This is a genomic window from Acinetobacter endophylla (assembly GCF_053543775.1).
In genome coordinates, this window is the sequence record NZ_JBLVOM010000233.1 from 32268 (window position 1) to 47916 (window position 15649).

The 15649-nt window shown below is 44.0% G+C and carries 10 protein-coding genes; 7 read left to right on the forward strand and 3 right to left on the reverse strand.

Features of this window, described 5'->3' with window-relative positions; genetic code table 11:
• Entirely contained in the window at positions 1 to 2037 is a 2037-nt protein-coding gene (locus tag ACNPNW_RS07600) for a choline transporter (RefSeq protein ID WP_253160009.1), read from the reverse strand.
• A 270-nt stretch (positions 2038 to 2307) separates the two neighbouring features.
• On the opposite strand from ACNPNW_RS07600, the gene betI reads away from it, so the two are divergent.
• From betI to ACNPNW_RS07625, 5 genes are all read left to right on the forward strand, one after another.
• Complete coding sequence (gene betI / locus ACNPNW_RS07605; protein WP_005266375.1) at positions 2308 to 2886, forward strand: transcriptional regulator BetI; 579 nt, start codon at positions 2308 to 2310, stop codon at positions 2884 to 2886.
• 21 nt (positions 2887 to 2907) lie between these two features.
• Positions 2908 to 4383, forward strand: coding sequence for a betaine-aldehyde dehydrogenase (gene betB, locus ACNPNW_RS07610; RefSeq protein ID WP_448766822.1), 1476 nt, complete (start codon positions 2908 to 2910; stop codon positions 4381 to 4383).
• An 11-nt stretch (positions 4384 to 4394) separates the two neighbouring features.
• Complete coding sequence (gene betA / locus ACNPNW_RS07615) at positions 4395 to 6050, forward strand: choline dehydrogenase (protein WP_448766823.1); 1656 nt, start codon at positions 4395 to 4397, stop codon at positions 6048 to 6050.
• Positions 6051 to 6177: 127 nt separating this feature from the next.
• On the forward strand, positions 6178 to 6948 hold the full coding sequence (locus ACNPNW_RS07620; protein ID WP_005266382.1) for a TorF family putative porin: 771 nt from the start codon (positions 6178 to 6180) through the stop codon (positions 6946 to 6948).
• A gap of 341 nt (positions 6949 to 7289) precedes the next feature.
• Positions 7290 to 9491, forward strand: coding sequence for an OsmC domain/YcaO domain-containing protein (locus ACNPNW_RS07625; RefSeq protein ID WP_448766824.1), 2202 nt, complete (start codon positions 7290 to 7292; stop codon positions 9489 to 9491).
• Positions 9492 to 9798: 307 nt separating this feature from the next.
• On the opposite strand, the gene ACNPNW_RS07630 is transcribed toward ACNPNW_RS07625, so the two are convergent.
• The gene (locus ACNPNW_RS07630; RefSeq protein WP_448766825.1) at positions 9799 to 11511 is read right to left on the reverse strand and encodes an electron transfer flavoprotein-ubiquinone oxidoreductase; all 1713 of its coding nucleotides are present in this window, start codon (positions 11509 to 11511) and stop codon (positions 9799 to 9801) included.
• 227 nt (positions 11512 to 11738) lie between these two features.
• Positions 11739 to 12575, reverse strand: coding sequence for an IclR family transcriptional regulator (locus ACNPNW_RS07635; RefSeq protein ID WP_407595299.1), 837 nt, complete (start codon positions 12573 to 12575; stop codon positions 11739 to 11741).
• A 500-nt stretch (positions 12576 to 13075) separates the two neighbouring features.
• On the opposite strand from ACNPNW_RS07635, the gene ACNPNW_RS07640 reads away from it, so the two are divergent.
• Together ACNPNW_RS07640 and ACNPNW_RS07645 are read left to right on the forward strand one after the other, a co-directional pair.
• On the forward strand, positions 13076 to 14230 hold the full coding sequence (locus ACNPNW_RS07640; protein ID WP_448766826.1) for an acyl-CoA dehydrogenase family protein: 1155 nt from the start codon (positions 13076 to 13078) through the stop codon (positions 14228 to 14230).
• Positions 14231 to 14261: 31 nt separating this feature from the next.
• A complete protein-coding gene (locus ACNPNW_RS07645) occupies positions 14262 to 15461 on the forward strand; it encodes an acyl-CoA dehydrogenase (RefSeq protein WP_004646973.1) in 1200 nt (399 codons plus the stop codon).
• Positions 15462 to 15649: the final 188 nt, after the last annotated feature.

Sequence of the window (15649 nt, forward strand, 5' to 3'; positions counted from 1 at the left end):
CTAGATTTCACGGTCCGGGAACAGCGGACGTTTACCTGGGCTGATCCGGTTAATATGCAGATACATCATATGGCGTTCATATTTATCCAGGATGTCATTGATCACCTGTTCCTTACTATAACCGACCAGATCGTTGCCCTGAGAGCCTTCAAACAGATAACTTTCCAGACGATAGTAATAACGTTTGGTTCGTTTACCACGTGAACTGAAATTTGGCGTGTCATAGCGTACCGGCCATATTTCATAGACAAAGTTTTCTTCTTCATCGAGCTGAATGGTCAGATCCAGGTGATACAGTTCAGGTTCTTCCTCAAGCGATTTTTCCTGAATATTTACTTGAATGCCTTTGTCAATTAACTCGGTTGCAACGGCCTCAATGGCTGGTTTGCAAACATTATCCAGCATGGTCCGGGTCTGGGACAGGCTTGGATGCAGCATGACCCGGCTCAGACGCTTCTTCCAGTTCAGGATATCCACATTACCGACCACAGGCGCAGCATTCAGACTGGTACTGGCCTGCCGAAAATCCTCCAGACGCAAGGACTTATACAGTCCGGCCATCACAAAGAAAATCACGAAACTAAAAGGCAGGCCCATAATAATCGTGGTGTTCTGTAATGCTGTTACGCCATTCGCCATGAGCATTGCCAAAGTCAGCAAACCGATGGCAATGGCCCAGAACACACTCAGCCAGCGCGGTGAATCATGTTCAATATTAGTGAATTTGGTCGTGAAATTTCCCAATACCAATGCCCCCGAGTCCGCTGAGGTCACATAGAACAGTAAGCCGGTAATGGTGGCGACACCTGCAGTAAACATAAAGCCTGGATACTGCGCCAGCAGATCATAAAAACCATGTGCCGGATTTTCTAAAACTGTCGTAGCAAGTTGAGTATTACCATCAAAAATCACGCTGTATAAAGCACTGTTACCGAAAATAGACAACCAGGTCAGGGTAAATAACAGAGGAATAACCAAAGTCCCGGTGACAAATTCGCGAATGGTACGACCACGGGAAATACGGGCCAGGAACAGACCAACAAAAGGTGACCAGGCGATCCACCATGCCCAGAAGAACAGGGTCCAGCTATTCATCCACTCTTTCGGTTGTTCAAAAGGAAAACTGGTTAAAGAAAGTTTCGGGAACTGGCTGATATAGTCACCAAAATTTTGAATCAAGGCGGCTAATAAAAACTCGGTATTTCCTACAAACAGAATGAATAGCAGCAGCCCAATTGACACATAGATATTAATCTCAGACAGGATCCGGATGCCTTTATTGACACCGGCAGTGACTGAAATAATAGTAATAATCACAGCAACGGCGATGAGTGCGGTTTGAATCCAGATATTTTCCGGTAAATCAAACAGCACATGCAGGCCATAATTTAATTGCACAACGCCAATCCCGCATGTCGTGGCAATCCCGAAAATTGTGCCGAGTACTGCAGCCGTATCCACAGTATGGCCAATTGGACCATTAATTCTTTTTCCAAAAATAGGATAGAGTGCTGATCGAATGGTGAGCGGTAAATTGTAGCGATAGCTGAAATAACCTAGCGCGACCCCAATCAGCGCATACATACTCCAGCCAGTTAAACCGTAGTGAAACAGGGTCCACACCATGGACTGGCGCGCAGCTTCAAAAGTTTCACCTTCGCCCACAGGTGGATTCATATAGTGGGAAAGCGGTTCCGCCACCGAGAAAAACATCAGGTCAATCCCGATCCCGGCAGAAAATAGCATCGCCGACCAACTCAGCAGGCTAAATTCTGGTTTGGAATGTTTAGGGCCGAGTTTAATCTCGCCATAACGGGAACAGGCGATAAAGACGATAAAAACCAGATACAGCGTTGCCGCCAGCAGATAATACCAGCTAAAGGTACGACTGACCCAGTTTAAGATATTGATAATGACTTGATTGGCTTGTTCATTAAATAAAATGGTAATGATAGAAAACAGCAGAATAAGCGTCGCCGAAAAATAAAAAACCACTTTATTCAGACTATCTTGCTTCTCTTCATTTTTCTTTTGCATAAATCTCTAACCATCGTTTTGTTGCCGGATGATCTACAGTGCAGTGTGATTTAAAAGCAAAAGCCTGCGGTAAAGCTTCCTTGTTTTCGTGAATTACAAACTTTTGCAAATCCAAAACAAACTGCGCTGTACATCAAGGGTGAGCTGGCACTATAATTTTTATTAATTGAACGTTCAATTAAAAAAGCGTTTATGAATTGTTACATCATTCAGCTATTTGCTTTAGCAGAGTGATTTTTTATTGTTACATCCGTTATTCAGGTTAGTCCTATGCCCAAAGTTGGTATGCAACCGATCCGTCGTCAGCAACTGATCGATGCCACCTTAGCTGCAGTGAATGAGCTAGGTTTTGCAGAAGCTTCAATTAGTCAGATTGCCCAGAGAGCAGGTGTCTCAACCGGCATCATAAGTCATTACTTTCGAGGTAAAAATGGCTTGATTGAAGCCACAATGCGTTACTTATTGCAGCAATTGGGTAAATCTGTTGCACAGATAAAGATACAGGTTGATGACTTACCGGAGCAGCGCTTACTGGCGATCGTACGTGGTAATTTTGCTGCTCCACAAACCGACAAGGCGGCCATGAAAGTCTGGTTGGCGTTCTGGGCTAGCAGTTTGCATCAACCTGAGTTACATCGGTTACAGCAGATCAATCATTACCGCTTACATTCCAACCTTAAATATGAATTCATGAAAAAGTTGAATAAAGACCAGGCAGAGAAAGCCGCTCAAGGTTTGGCAGCATTGATTGATGGATTCTGGTTAAGGGGTGCTTTGGTAAATGGCGAAATTGACCCAGAACTGCCGATTGAACTGTGTAGTGAATATATCCGGCAACAACTCAAATAACCCACCTGCGAGGAAATTCCATTGACAACATTCAAACTGCAACGTCCTTATATTCATGGACAATATGTCGATGCAACGTCCAATAGCACGTTTCAAACGATTAATCCTGCAACAGGCGAAATTCTGGCAGACGTGCAGGTATGTACGCGAAAAGATATCGATCGCGCTGTTGAATCGGCACAACAAGGACAAAAAGTCTGGGCAGAAATGACGGCGATTCAACGTTCCCGTATTTTGAACAAGGCTGTTGCCATCCTCCGTGAACGTAATGACGAGCTGGCGCGTTTAGAAAGTCTCGACAGTGGTAAAGCTTTCAGTGAAACATCCACCGTCGATATTGCGACAGGTGCAGATGTACTCGAATACTATGCAGGTATTTTGCCAGCATTAGAAGGCCAGCAAATCCCGCTCAGAAGCAGTTCGTTTGTTTATACTCGCCGTGAACCTTTGGGTGTGGTTGCCGGGATTGGTGCATGGAATTACCCGATTCAAATCGCCTTATGGAAATCAGCACCTGCACTGGCAGCAGGCAATGCCATGATCTTTAAAGCCAGTGAAGTGACACCTTTAACTGCATTAAAACTGGCAGAAATTTATACTGAAGCCGGAGTACCGCATGGCATATTCAATGTGGTGACCGGCAGTGGTGAAATTGGTGGCTATCTGACTTCACATCCAGACATAGCCAAAGTTTCATTTACTGGGGGTGTCGCAACCGGCAAAAAAGTCATGGCCCAAGCTGCGAATTCCAGCCTGAAAGAAGTCACCATGGAGCTGGGCGGAAAATCTCCGCTAATTATCTGTGAAGATGCAGATCTGGATCTGGCGGCAGATATAGCCATGATGGCCAACTTCTATAGTTCCGGTCAGGTCTGTACCAATGGTACCCGCGTATTTGTACCTTTAGCCTTAAAAGCAGAATTCGAAGAAAAGATTCTGCAGCGTATTCCTTATATTCGTATGGGGGATCCACTTGATCCTGAGACCAATTTTGGTCCAGTGTCCAGCTTCTCTCATATGGAAAAAGTGCTGGATTATATTGAACAGGGCAAAAAAGAAGGCGCTCGTTTACTTTGTGGTGGTGGCCGTGCCGAAGATGAGCAATTTGCCCAAGGCGCTTATGTGCTACCAACGGTATTTACCGATTGCCGTGACGACATGACGATTGTCCGTGAAGAAATTTTTGGTCCAGTCATGAGTATTCTGAGTTATGACTCAGAAGAAGAGGCGATTCGTCGTGCCAATGACACCGAGTATGGTTTGGCAGCTGGTGTCGTGACACCAAATCTGGCACGTGCGCATCGTATTATTCATCAAATCGAAGCCGGTATTTGCTGGATCAATACTTGGGGCGAATCACCGGCAGAAATGCCAGTGGGTGGCTATAAACATTCGGGTGTCGGTCGCGAAAACGGTATTGTCACTCTGCAACAGTACACCCAGACCAAGTCAGTTCAGGTCGAACTCAGTCCTTTCCAGTCTGTATTTAGCGCATAAAGGAGGATTGGATGAATTACGACTATATTATTATTGGCGCAGGTTCGGCAGGAAATGTGCTAGCAGCGCGTTTAACTGAAGATCCGGATGTAAAAGTCCTGTTGCTGGAAGCGGGTGGACCAGATTATCGTCTAGATTTCAGAACACAAATGCCGGCTGCATTGGCTTATCCATTACAGGGACGACGCTATAACTGGGCCTATCTGACCGACCCCGAACCTCATATGAATAATCGTCGTATGGAATGCGGACGCGGAAAAGGTCTGGGCGGTTCTTCATTAATTAACGGCATGTGTTACATTCGCGGTAATGCCATGGATCTGGAACAGTGGGCCAGCCTGAAGGGGCTAGAACACTGGAGCTATGCCGAATGTCTGCCGTATTATAAAAAAGCTGAAACGCGCGATATTGGCGGCAATGATTATCATGGTGATTCTGGACCGGTTTCGGTCGCAACACCTAAAAATGGGAATAATGAACTGTTCCATGCCATGGTCGAGGCAGGTGTACAGGCCGGTTATCCACGTACTGATGACCTGAATGGCTATCAGCAGGAAGGCTTTGGGCCGATGGACCGTACCGTAACGCCGCAAGGCCGTCGTTCCAGTACAGCACGTGGTTATCTGGATATGGCCAAAGGCCGGGATAATCTTACGATTATTACCCACGCCATGACCAACCGGATTCTGTTTAATCGTAATCAGGCAATTGGTGTGGAATATTTTGAAGGACAAAATACTTTACAGCCGATTCAGGTCTTTGCAGATCGTGAAGTATTGCTATGTGCAGGTGCAATTGCCTCGCCGCAAATCCTGCAACGCTCCGGTGTAGGTCCGGCTGAACTGTTAAAAAGTTTGGATATTCCTGTGGTTCAGGATTTGCCAGGCGTGGGTGAAAACCTGCAGGACCATCTGGAAATGTACCTGCAATATAAGTGCAAAAAACCGGTTAGCTTATATCCGGCACTCAAGTGGTATAACCAGCCGATGATTGGCGCGGAGTGGTTATTTTTAGGTAAAGGTATTGGGGCCAGTAACCAGTTTGAAGCCGGTGGTTTTATCCGCTCTTCAGACGAATTTGACTGGCCTAATATCCAGTATCATTTCCTGCCTGTGGCAATTAATTATAATGGCACCAATGCCATTCATGAACATGGCTTCCAGGCTCATGTCGGCTCTATGCGTTCGCCGTCACGTGGCCGTGTCCGCCTGAAATCCAAAGATCCGTTTGAGCATCCAAGTATTCTGTTTAATTATATGAGTACCGAACAGGACTGGCGTGAATTCCGCGATGCCATCCGCATTACCCGGGAAATTATGTATCAGCCGGCATTGGATTCCTATCGTGGTGAAGAAATCAGTCCGGGAAAACATCTACAAACAGATGCTGAAATTGATGAATTTGTTCGTAATCATGCAGAAACCGCGTATCATCCATCGTGTAGCTGTAAAATGGGTGAGGATGACATGGCGGTTATCGATGGTTATGGACGCGTACATGAAATGCAGGGTCTGCGTGTGATTGATGCCTCGATAATGCCTTTGATCATTACCGGTAACCTCAATGCAACTACGATTATGATCGCTGAAAAACTGGCAGACCATATTCGTGGCAAACCTGCTCTTGCGCCTTCATCGGCACCTTTTTACAAGGCGCCTCGCGCTTAAATCATGGTTTTATTCCTGTCATCTGGCAAAGCAGGAGTAAAACGAATTTCAATTTTTTCCCAAAGCCGGAGATAAAACCTCGACTGCTGTCGTTTTATCTCCGCTTTACTTAATACATTTATATTTTATGAAAATATTCAATCAAACAGTGCTGTTTGGCTGTGCTGCTGTTTCAAGTTTTTACTGTTATGCCGATGATGCGGAAGTAAAACAAATAGAAGCAAGCGGAAACTTGAGTGTGGTCTCCAAATACGTCTCCCGCGGTTTGACCAATGCGCCTGAAAATGATGATGTTGCTGTACAGGCTGCATTGAATCTGGCTTATGGTAATTTTTATGTCGGATATTGGGGATCTACGCTTGGATACTCTTATGCAGAAGTGCAGGGGCGTCAGGGACATCGTTCAGACAAATTCGAGCATAACTTTCTGCTGGGTTATACCCATAGCAGCGAAAATTATGATTGGGATCTATGGAACGCAACCTATTATTATCCGGGCGGCAAGCATACTACCGGAAATGAGCTAGGTTTAAATATAAGTCGTGCATTGAATGATCAGACCAGTATTGGCGCCAGTGTATCGACCTATCTGTATGATGTGGCTTATGCCAATCAGGGCGATACTTTTTATACGCTTAACCTGAATCATCAGTTGAATGATCGCCTGAATGCCAGCGTTACGGCAGCGGGAAGCTATTTTAACGATGAAGGCAAATATGAGGGCGGTGAACTGGGCGATACCGAAAAGCAGTTTGCCTTTCGTTATGCTTCTGCCGGACTTAGTTATGCGCTCTTACCTCAGGTAAGTTTGTCGGGTGAATATATCTTTGGCGGTTATGACCGTTATGATGACAAGCAGCGTAATCTTGCAGTATTTGCACTGAGTTATGATTTTTAAAATTATGAAATCATTCAGACTAGGCGGGTGAAAATCTGCCTTATCTGCAACTTTGATTAATAGTATAAGCCATGACTTGAAGTTGATTCATGCTCCGGCAGCTCAGGAAAGACTGAGGATCTGGTTTAATCTGCCAGAATTTCAGACAAATATTATCAATTTCATAAAATAATTCTATAATAGCGCCCATTCTCGGCAGCGTTATCCAGACACTTCGTCAAATGGCATAACCTGACCATTTTCTATTTTTCATTCAAGTTCTCCTCCGTGAACCGGCTTGTATATTCAGATTCAGCATCTTATCTGTCCGTGACGGCACATAAGAATATTTAGGTATCCACATGGAAATTAAGGTCAATTATCTCGATAATCTTCGTCAGGAAGCCAAGTTCGATGACTTCACGGTAATCGCCGATCAGCCGATCCGCTATAAAGGCGATGGTTCGGCACCCGGCCCATTCGATTATTTTCTGGCATCTTCAGCTTTATGTGCGGCTTATTTTGTCAAAGTCTATTGCGCGGCACGTGATATTCCGACCGACAATATCCGCCTATCTCAAAACAATATCGTTGATCCTGAAAACCGATATAAACAGATTTTTAAAATTCAGGTGGAACTACCGGCTGATATTTCTGAAAAAGACCGCCAGGGAATTTTACGTTCGATCGACCGTTGTACCGTCAAAAAAGTAATTCAAACCGGTCCTGAATTTGTCATTGAAGAAGTAGAAAGTATCGATGCAGATGCTCAGGCCTTGTTAATGCCAAGTCTGGCTTCTGACCATACGACTTTCATTCCGGGTAAGGACCTTCCGCTGGAAGAAACGATTGCCAATATGTCTGCCATTCTGGCAGGCCTTGGCATGAAGATTGAAATCGCGTCTTGGCGTAATATCGTGCCGAATGTGTGGTCGCTACATATCCGTGATGCGCAGTCACCAATGTGCTTTACCAATGGTAAGGGTTCGACCAAAGAAAGTGCGCTGGCATCTGCCTTGGGCGAATTTATTGAGCGTCTGAATTGCAACTTTTTCTATAACGACCAGTTCTGGGGTGAGGATATTGCCAATGCCGAATTTGTGCATTATCCAGATGAAAAATGGTTCCAGCCAGGTCCAAATGGCGAACTACCTGCAGAAGTTTTAGATGAACATACCCGTGAAATTTATGATCCTGAAGATGAATTATTGGGTATCCATCTTTACGACACCAACTCTGGTAATAAAGCACGTGGCATCTGTTCATTGCCATTTGTACGTCAGTCTGATGGTGAAACCGTTTATTTCCCGTCGAATCTGATCGAAAACCTTTACTTAAGTAACGGGATGAGTGCCGGCAATACCTTGGCTGAAGCGCAAGTACAATGTCTTTCTGAAATTTTCGAACGTGGGGTAAAACGCGAAATTCTGGAAGGTGAACTGGCACTACCGGATGTGCCTGAACATGTTCTGGCAAAATATCCAAAAATTGTTGAAGGCATTAAAGGCCTAGAAGAACAGGGCTTCCCGGTTCTGGTCAAAGATGCATCTTTAGGCGGTCAGTTCCCGGTCATGTGTGTCACCTTGATGAACCCACGTACCGGCGGTGTATTTGCCTCATTTGGTGCCCATCCAAACTTTGAAGTGGCTTTGGAACGCAGTCTGACTGAGTTATTGCAAGGCCGTAGTTTTGAAGGTCTGAATGATCTGCCAAAACCAACCTTTAGCAGTAATGCCGTGACTGAACCAAATAACTTCGTCGAGCATTTCATCGACTCGAGCGGTGTAGTGTCTTGGCGTTTCTTCAGCACGAAATCAGATTATGATTTTGTCGAGTGGGATTTCACTAATAACGGTCAAAATTCGAATGCGGACGAAGCTCAGGAATTATTCACGATTCTGGAAGACATGGGCCATGAAGTTTATATGGCGGTGTATCAGCATCTAGGTGCAACAGCTTGCCGTATTCTGGTACCGGGCTATTCGGAAATTTATCTGGTAGAAGATCTGGTTTGGGACAATACCAACAAGGCTTTGTTATATCGTGAAGATATACTGAATCTGCACCGTCTGGGTGATGAACAACTGGAAGCACTGGTTGAGCGTCTGGAAGAAGCAGATGAGGATGATTATACCGAGATCAAAACCTTGATCGGTATCGAGTTCGATGAAAATACTGAATGGGGCCAACTGACGATTCTGGAACTGAAACTTCTAATTTATGTGGCTTTGCAGCAATTTGAAGAAGCCAAAGATCTGGTTGAGCAGTTCCTGCAGTTCAATACTAATACCGTTGAACGTGGCTTGTTCTACCAGTGCATGAATGTCGTTCTGGAAGTCATTCTGGATGATGAAATGGAACTGGAAGATTATGAACACAACTTCCGTCGTATGTTTGGTGGTGCCCGTATGGATGCCGTTCTAGGTTCAATCGAAGGCACAGTTCGTTTCTATGGTTTGACCGAAACCAACATGCAGCTTAAAGGGCTGGATCGTCATCTACGTTTAATTGACAGCTATAAGAAATTGCATGCAGCGCGTGCCAAGTTTGTGGCTCAGCAATAATCCATAGATGAATGACTAAAATTTTTCGTCATTTGTTTTAAATCTTAAAGATGGCTTACTCGGTTTCGAGTAGGCCCTTTTTATCTCTGACCTTATATGCGATCTTTTCTATTTTTCTATTTTTCTATTTTTCTATTTTTCTATTTTTCTATTTTTCTATTTTTCTATTTGAAAATTTATTAATCCCAGCTCCCGAGGGAACTGGAATTACCTAAAAAATTAAAGTGAAGTGTTAATACTAACTGCTTCAAGATTGGGTATGTGAATGTGAGAAATGAATGTATTTTTCTCATTCACAAGAATTACCTTACATATTCGGGTAATTCGGACCACCACCACCTTCCGGTGTTACCCATGTGATGTTCTGGGACGGATCCTTGATATCACAGGTCTTGCAGTGCACACAGTTGGCTGCATTGATCTGGAAGCGTTTTGAACCATCATTATTCTCCATGAGCTCATAAACACCCGCCGGGCAGTAACGCTGTGCAGGCTCATCCCATTTCGGCAGATTTACTTCCACCGGAATTGAAGCATCGGTGAGTTTCAAATGTGCTGGCTGGTTCTCTTCATGCACGGTATTCGATACAAACACTGAAGACAGACGGTCAAAGGTTAGCTTGCCATCCGGTTTTGGATAGTTTGGCTTGAAGCTTTCAGCTGCCTGGGTTTTTAGCGCAGCATGGTCTTGAACCAGATCATGCAAGGTAAAAGGCACTTTAAATACGTTCTGGTCGATGAAGTTAAAGGCACCACCGATCCATTGACCGAACTTGTGCATTGCCGGGCCAAAGTTACGCGAGTTATACAGCTCTTCTTTTAGCCAGCTGTTGTTGAACTTGTCGATATACGCCGTGAGTTCTTTCACGAAGAAATCTTCACCCTCTACAACACGCGCCACCGCCAGATCACCGCCTTTTTCTACACCAGCAGCAATCGCTTCAAATACCACTTCACCGCAGAGCATGCCGGATTTCATGGCTGTATGAGAACCTTTGATCTTGGCAAAGTTCAGGAAGCCGGCATCATCACCAATCAATGAGCCGCCCGGGAAGGTGAATTTTGGTAGCGAGTTAAAACCACCTTTGGTCACGGCACGGGCACCATAGGAAATACGCTTGCCACCTTCGAGATATTGCTTAATTAATGGATGGGTTTTCCAGCGCTGCATTTCCATGAATGGATACATATGCGGGTTGGTGTAAGACAGATCCACGATCATGCCCAGGGTCACCTGGTTGTTATCGGCATGGTACAACCACCAGCCACCTGAAGAACCAGTTTCATTTAGTGGCCAGCCGGCACCGTGCATCACCAGACCCGGTTTGTGCTTGGCCGGATCGATTTCCCAGAGTTCTTTAATGCCGATACCGTAATGCTGCGGATCCGCATCCTTGTCCAGGTTGAACTTTTGGATCAGACGCTTACCTAAGTGACCACGACAGCCTTCAGCAAATAACGTGTATTTGGCATGTAGTTCATAACCCGGGGTAAAGTTATGCGTTGGTTCGCCATCTTTACCAATACCCATATCACCGGTTTGGATGCCTTTGACTGTACCATCTTCATGATAAAGAATTTCAGAGGCTGCAAAACCCGGGAAGATCGACACTTCCAGCTCTTCGGCTTTCTGGCCTAACCAGCGCACCACATTGCCAAGCGAGATGACATAGTTGCCATCATTGTGCATGGTTTTAGGCACCATCCAGTGTGGCGCTTCCTGTGATTTTTCATCTGAAAGCAGGAAGAAGGTTTTATCTTCAGTCACCGGGACATTCAGCGGGGCACCCTGTTCTTTCCAGTCCGGGAACAGCTCATTCATGGTACGCGGTTCAAGCACAGCACCAGACAGAATATGTGCACCGACTTCGGAGCCTTTTTCTACGACACAAACGGACAGATCGTTTAAGTTGTTTTCAATTGCAAGTTGACGGATTTTGATCGCAGCAGAAAGACCCGCAGGGCCTGCGCCTACGATGACGACGTCAAACTCCATCGATTCTCCTGTTATATCTTCCATAATATAAAATCCAATTTCGCTATACGATATTTATAGCATTATATAAATGGGTTATGAAGCTTATTTTTGATATTTTTATTCGAAATAGGACTTTATCTATTCTTTAAATCTTACTTATTTTGCAACGTAAAAAGGTTTGCAGCAAATTCTGGATAAAGTAAGAAGATGTGGAGGATGAGTACTCATTAAAAAGAGCGACTTAATGTCGCTCTGATGATTAAATTTTTTTATATGTTATTGAGATTCATCGCAATATTGTTCACCATGTGAATCAGGCGCGGTCCAATTTCATTTTCCAGTTTTTCCTGATTGAGCAGATAACTTGGTGCACCGCAGTTAAACGTTAAAATTCCATGTTTGGAATGAACCAGTGGAACTGCCACGGAATTCACATCTTTTGCCCAGTCACCTAAAGAGAGACAGTAGCCATAATCCTGATAATCACGGATTGCACGTTCCAGATTACGCTTGATGGTTGGCCACTGATCTTCGTTTCTTTTCTTGATGGCATCAAATAAATATTCGCGTTCTTTTACATCCATTGCTGCCAGACAGGCACGTCCCATGGCACTGCTATGAATCGGTAAAGTCGAACCGACAGGGCGGCGCATAGTCAGCGTCGATTCTGTATGTACCACTTCCAGATAAATCATGCTCAAACGGTCACGGGTAGCCATTGCCACAGGGGCTTGGGAATAACGTGACATTTCTTCCATAAACGGATAAGCCTGAGTACGTGCAGAAATATTACTCAAAGCTGCATAGCCCAAAGCCAATACGCCAACATCCAACAGATACTTCGTGGTATTCGGCAGTTGTTTTAAATAACCTAAAGAAACCAGGGTGCTGGTAATACGCGCTACAGTCGGCTTGGGCAAGTTAGTTAATTGTGCAATTTCCTGATTACCAAGCAATTGATTGGTCGCTGAAAAGCAACGCAAGATTTCCAATCCACGCGCAATAGACGCAATAAATTGAGGATTGTTTTCTCTATGAATATGTGAAATCGGATCTAAACGGATTTCATCAAAGTTGGGAATTTCACCAGTTTTATTTTTTGTCATGGTCCGGGCAATTAAAGTTAAATTAATGAATATGATAGCAACATAATTTCACGATACAAAATAAAACACTTCTACAAAAGATAAAATATAGGAAAAAATGTCGAAATTATTTGTGGTCGAAAAGAATTCTGTTACCCAAGTTTAAAGACAACATAAAATCATCTAGTTTTTTAGGTTCAATACGTACCCAACACATTTAAGAAGTTTCGATTTCTCCGAAAGAGTCAGTGATCGATAAGTATTACAGCAAAAAAAGGTTTAATCATCTATTCAAAAAATTGATAAATAGAATAATCACTCATCAAAATATTTCGTATCGTGAAATTAAATCTTAAACACAAATCAACTGCAATACCAGAAAAATTTCATTTTTTAGTTAAAATATAAAATTTTTAATAATTTCACTTGCTCAAAATGATTTTATATGATTATTTATTTCGTATTGCGAAACAAAAATAATGGTAAAGGAATTTACCTAAATTATATCCATGGAGATTTATATGATTCGTGATCCAGAAATGTTAGACCAGCTTCTGTCGACGATTCGAAATTTTGTAAAAAATGAACTGGTGCCTCTTGAGCATGAAGTAGAAGAGAACAATGCGATTCCTGAACATATTGTGGAACAGATGAAAGAGTTGGGTTTGTTTGGCCTGACGATTCCAGAAGAATATGGTGGTTTAGGCATTACCATGGAAGAAGAAATTCTGGTCGCGATGGAGTTAGGTCATACATCAGCTGCATTCCGCTCTTTAATTGGTACTAACAACGGCATTGGCTCAAGTGGCATCATTATCGACGGTACAGAAGAACAAAAACAGAAATATTTACCGCGTTATGCAACGGGCGAAATTATTGGTTCATTCTGTTTGACCGAACCGGATTCCGGCTCAGACGCTGCTGCTTTAAAAACCAGTGCAGTCAAAGACGGCGATTATTATATTTTAAACGGAACTAAACGCTTTATCACCAATGCGCCACGTGCCACAACATTTACCGTGATGGCACGTACCAATCAAGAGATTAAAGGTGCGAGCGGTATTTCAGCATTTTTAGTTGAAGCAGGCACACCTGGTTTAAGCCTAGGTAAAATTGATAAGAAAATGGGCCAACATGGTTCCTATACCTGTGATGTAATTTTTGATAACTGTAAAGTGCATAAAGATCAGCTGATTGGCGGTGTAGAAGGGATTGGGTTTAAAACAGCAATGCGCGTTCTGGACAAGGGCCGTCTGCATATTGCCGGTTATAGCGTGGGCATGGCAGAGCGTATGCTGGAAGATGCACTTAACTATGCAGTGGAACGCAAACAGTTTGGCCAGCCCATTGCGAATTTCCAGCTAATCCAAGGTATGTTGGCAGACTCCAAAGCCGAGATTTATGCAGCCAAATGTATGGTGCTGGATGCTGCGCGTCTACGTGATGCTGGCCAAAATGTTACGACTGAAGCCTCTTGTGCCAAAATGTTTGCAACTGAAATGTGTGGTCGAGTTGCTGATCGCTGTTTGCAGATTCATGGTGGAGCGGGTTATATCAGTGAATATTCAATTGAACGTTTCTACCGTGATGTGCGTCTGTTCCGTTTATATGAAGGAACCACACAAATCCAGCAAATTATTATTGCGCGTGAAATGATTAAACAAGCAACCGCCTAATCTCATAATTTTAAAATAAGGAAATATTAAAATGACGACAAAAATTAGATTTGATTGGCAAGACCCGTTTTTAATAGAACAGCAACTGACATCAGAAGAGCGCATGATTCGCGATGCAGCGGCAGCGTACTGTCAAGACAAACTGATGCCGCGTGTACTGGAACAGTTCCGTCATGAAAAAACCGATCCGGCTATTTTCCGTGAAATGGGAGAACTGGGTTTACTCGGTCCAACCATTCCGGAACAGTACGGCGGTGCAGGTTTAAATTATGTCAGTTATGGTCTGATTGCTCGTGAAGTTGAACGTGTCGATTCAGGTTACCGTTCAATGGCCAGCGTACAAAGCTCTCTGGTGATGGTACCCATTAATGAATTTGGTTCTGAAGAGCAAAAGCAGAAGTATTTACCAAAATTAGCAACCGGTGAATATATTGGTTGCTTCGGCTTGACCGAGCCGGATCATGGTTCGGATCCGGGCAGCATGATTAGCCGTGCTAAAAAAGTCGAGGGTGGTTACCGTTTAACTGGCGCAAAAATGTGGATTACCAATAGTCCGATTGCCGATGTATTTGTAGTTTGGGCCAAAGAAGTTTCTGCCGAAGGTAATATCGGTGACATTCGTGGCTTTATTTTAGAAAAAGGCTGGGAAGGGCTTTCTGCTCCAACGATTCACGGCAAGGTGGGTCTACGTGCCTCAATCACCGGTGAAATTGTAATGGATAACGTCTTTGTTCCAGAAGAAAATGCATTTCCGGAAGTTCGCGGTTTAAAAGGGCCTTTTACCTGCTTGAATAGTGCACGTTACGGGATTGCCTGGGGTGCCATGGGAGCTGCAGAGTTCTGCTGGCATACCGCACATCAATACACCATGGACCGTAAACAGTTTGGTCGACCACTCGCTGCGAATCAGCTGATCCAGAAGAAACTGGCAGATATGCAAACTGAAATTGCACTCGGTTTGCAGGTGGCTTTACGTTTTGGCCGCATGAAGGATGAAGGCATTGCTTCAGTTGAAGGTACATCACTGATCAAGCGCAACAACTGCGGCAAGGCACTGGATATTGCCCGTTTGGCCCGTGACATGATGGGTGGAAATGGCATTAGCGATGAATTTGGTGTAGCCCGTCATCTGGTTAATCTGGAAGTGGTAAATACCTATGAGGGTACCCATGATGTACATGCCTTGATTTTAGGACGTGCACAAACCGGAATTGCGGCCTTTTGCAACTAAACCTGAGTTTAACCTAGCCAGCATTGCTGGCTAGATTGTTTTACGGGTTTAAGAATTGTGCTTAATCGCATCTTTCAATGTATTGCTATGTGATTTTGTAGAGCAACTTTATCAAAAACTTTGAAAATCATTTTTATACCACTTTGCTAAAGCATGGTAATGAGCAGCAAATATTCTATATTTCACCT

What these genes read in the sequence shown, in the direction of transcription:
- ACNPNW_RS07600 (WP_253160009.1), bottom strand. Translation starts at nt 2,037, where the DNA reads ATGCAAAAGAAAAATGAAGAGAAGCAAGATAGTCTGAATAAAGTGGTT.
- betI (WP_005266375.1), top strand. Translation starts at nt 2,308, where the DNA reads ATGCCCAAAGTTGGTATGCAACCGATCCGTCGTCAGCAACTGATCGAT.
- betA (WP_448766823.1), top strand. Translation starts at nt 4,395, where the DNA reads ATGAATTACGACTATATTATTATTGGCGCAGGTTCGGCAGGAAATGTG.
- ACNPNW_RS07620 (WP_005266382.1), top strand. Translation starts at nt 6,178, where the DNA reads ATGAAAATATTCAATCAAACAGTGCTGTTTGGCTGTGCTGCTGTTTCA.
- ACNPNW_RS07625 (WP_448766824.1), top strand. Translation starts at nt 7,290, where the DNA reads ATGGAAATTAAGGTCAATTATCTCGATAATCTTCGTCAGGAAGCCAAG.
- ACNPNW_RS07630 (WP_448766825.1), bottom strand. Translation starts at nt 11,511, where the DNA reads ATGGAAGATATAACAGGAGAATCGATGGAGTTTGACGTCGTCATCGTA.
- ACNPNW_RS07635 (WP_407595299.1), bottom strand. Translation starts at nt 12,575, where the DNA reads ATGACAAAAAATAAAACTGGTGAAATTCCCAACTTTGATGAAATCCGT.
- ACNPNW_RS07640 (WP_448766826.1), top strand. Translation starts at nt 13,076, where the DNA reads ATGATTCGTGATCCAGAAATGTTAGACCAGCTTCTGTCGACGATTCGA.
- ACNPNW_RS07645 (WP_004646973.1), top strand. Translation starts at nt 14,262, where the DNA reads ATGACGACAAAAATTAGATTTGATTGGCAAGACCCGTTTTTAATAGAA.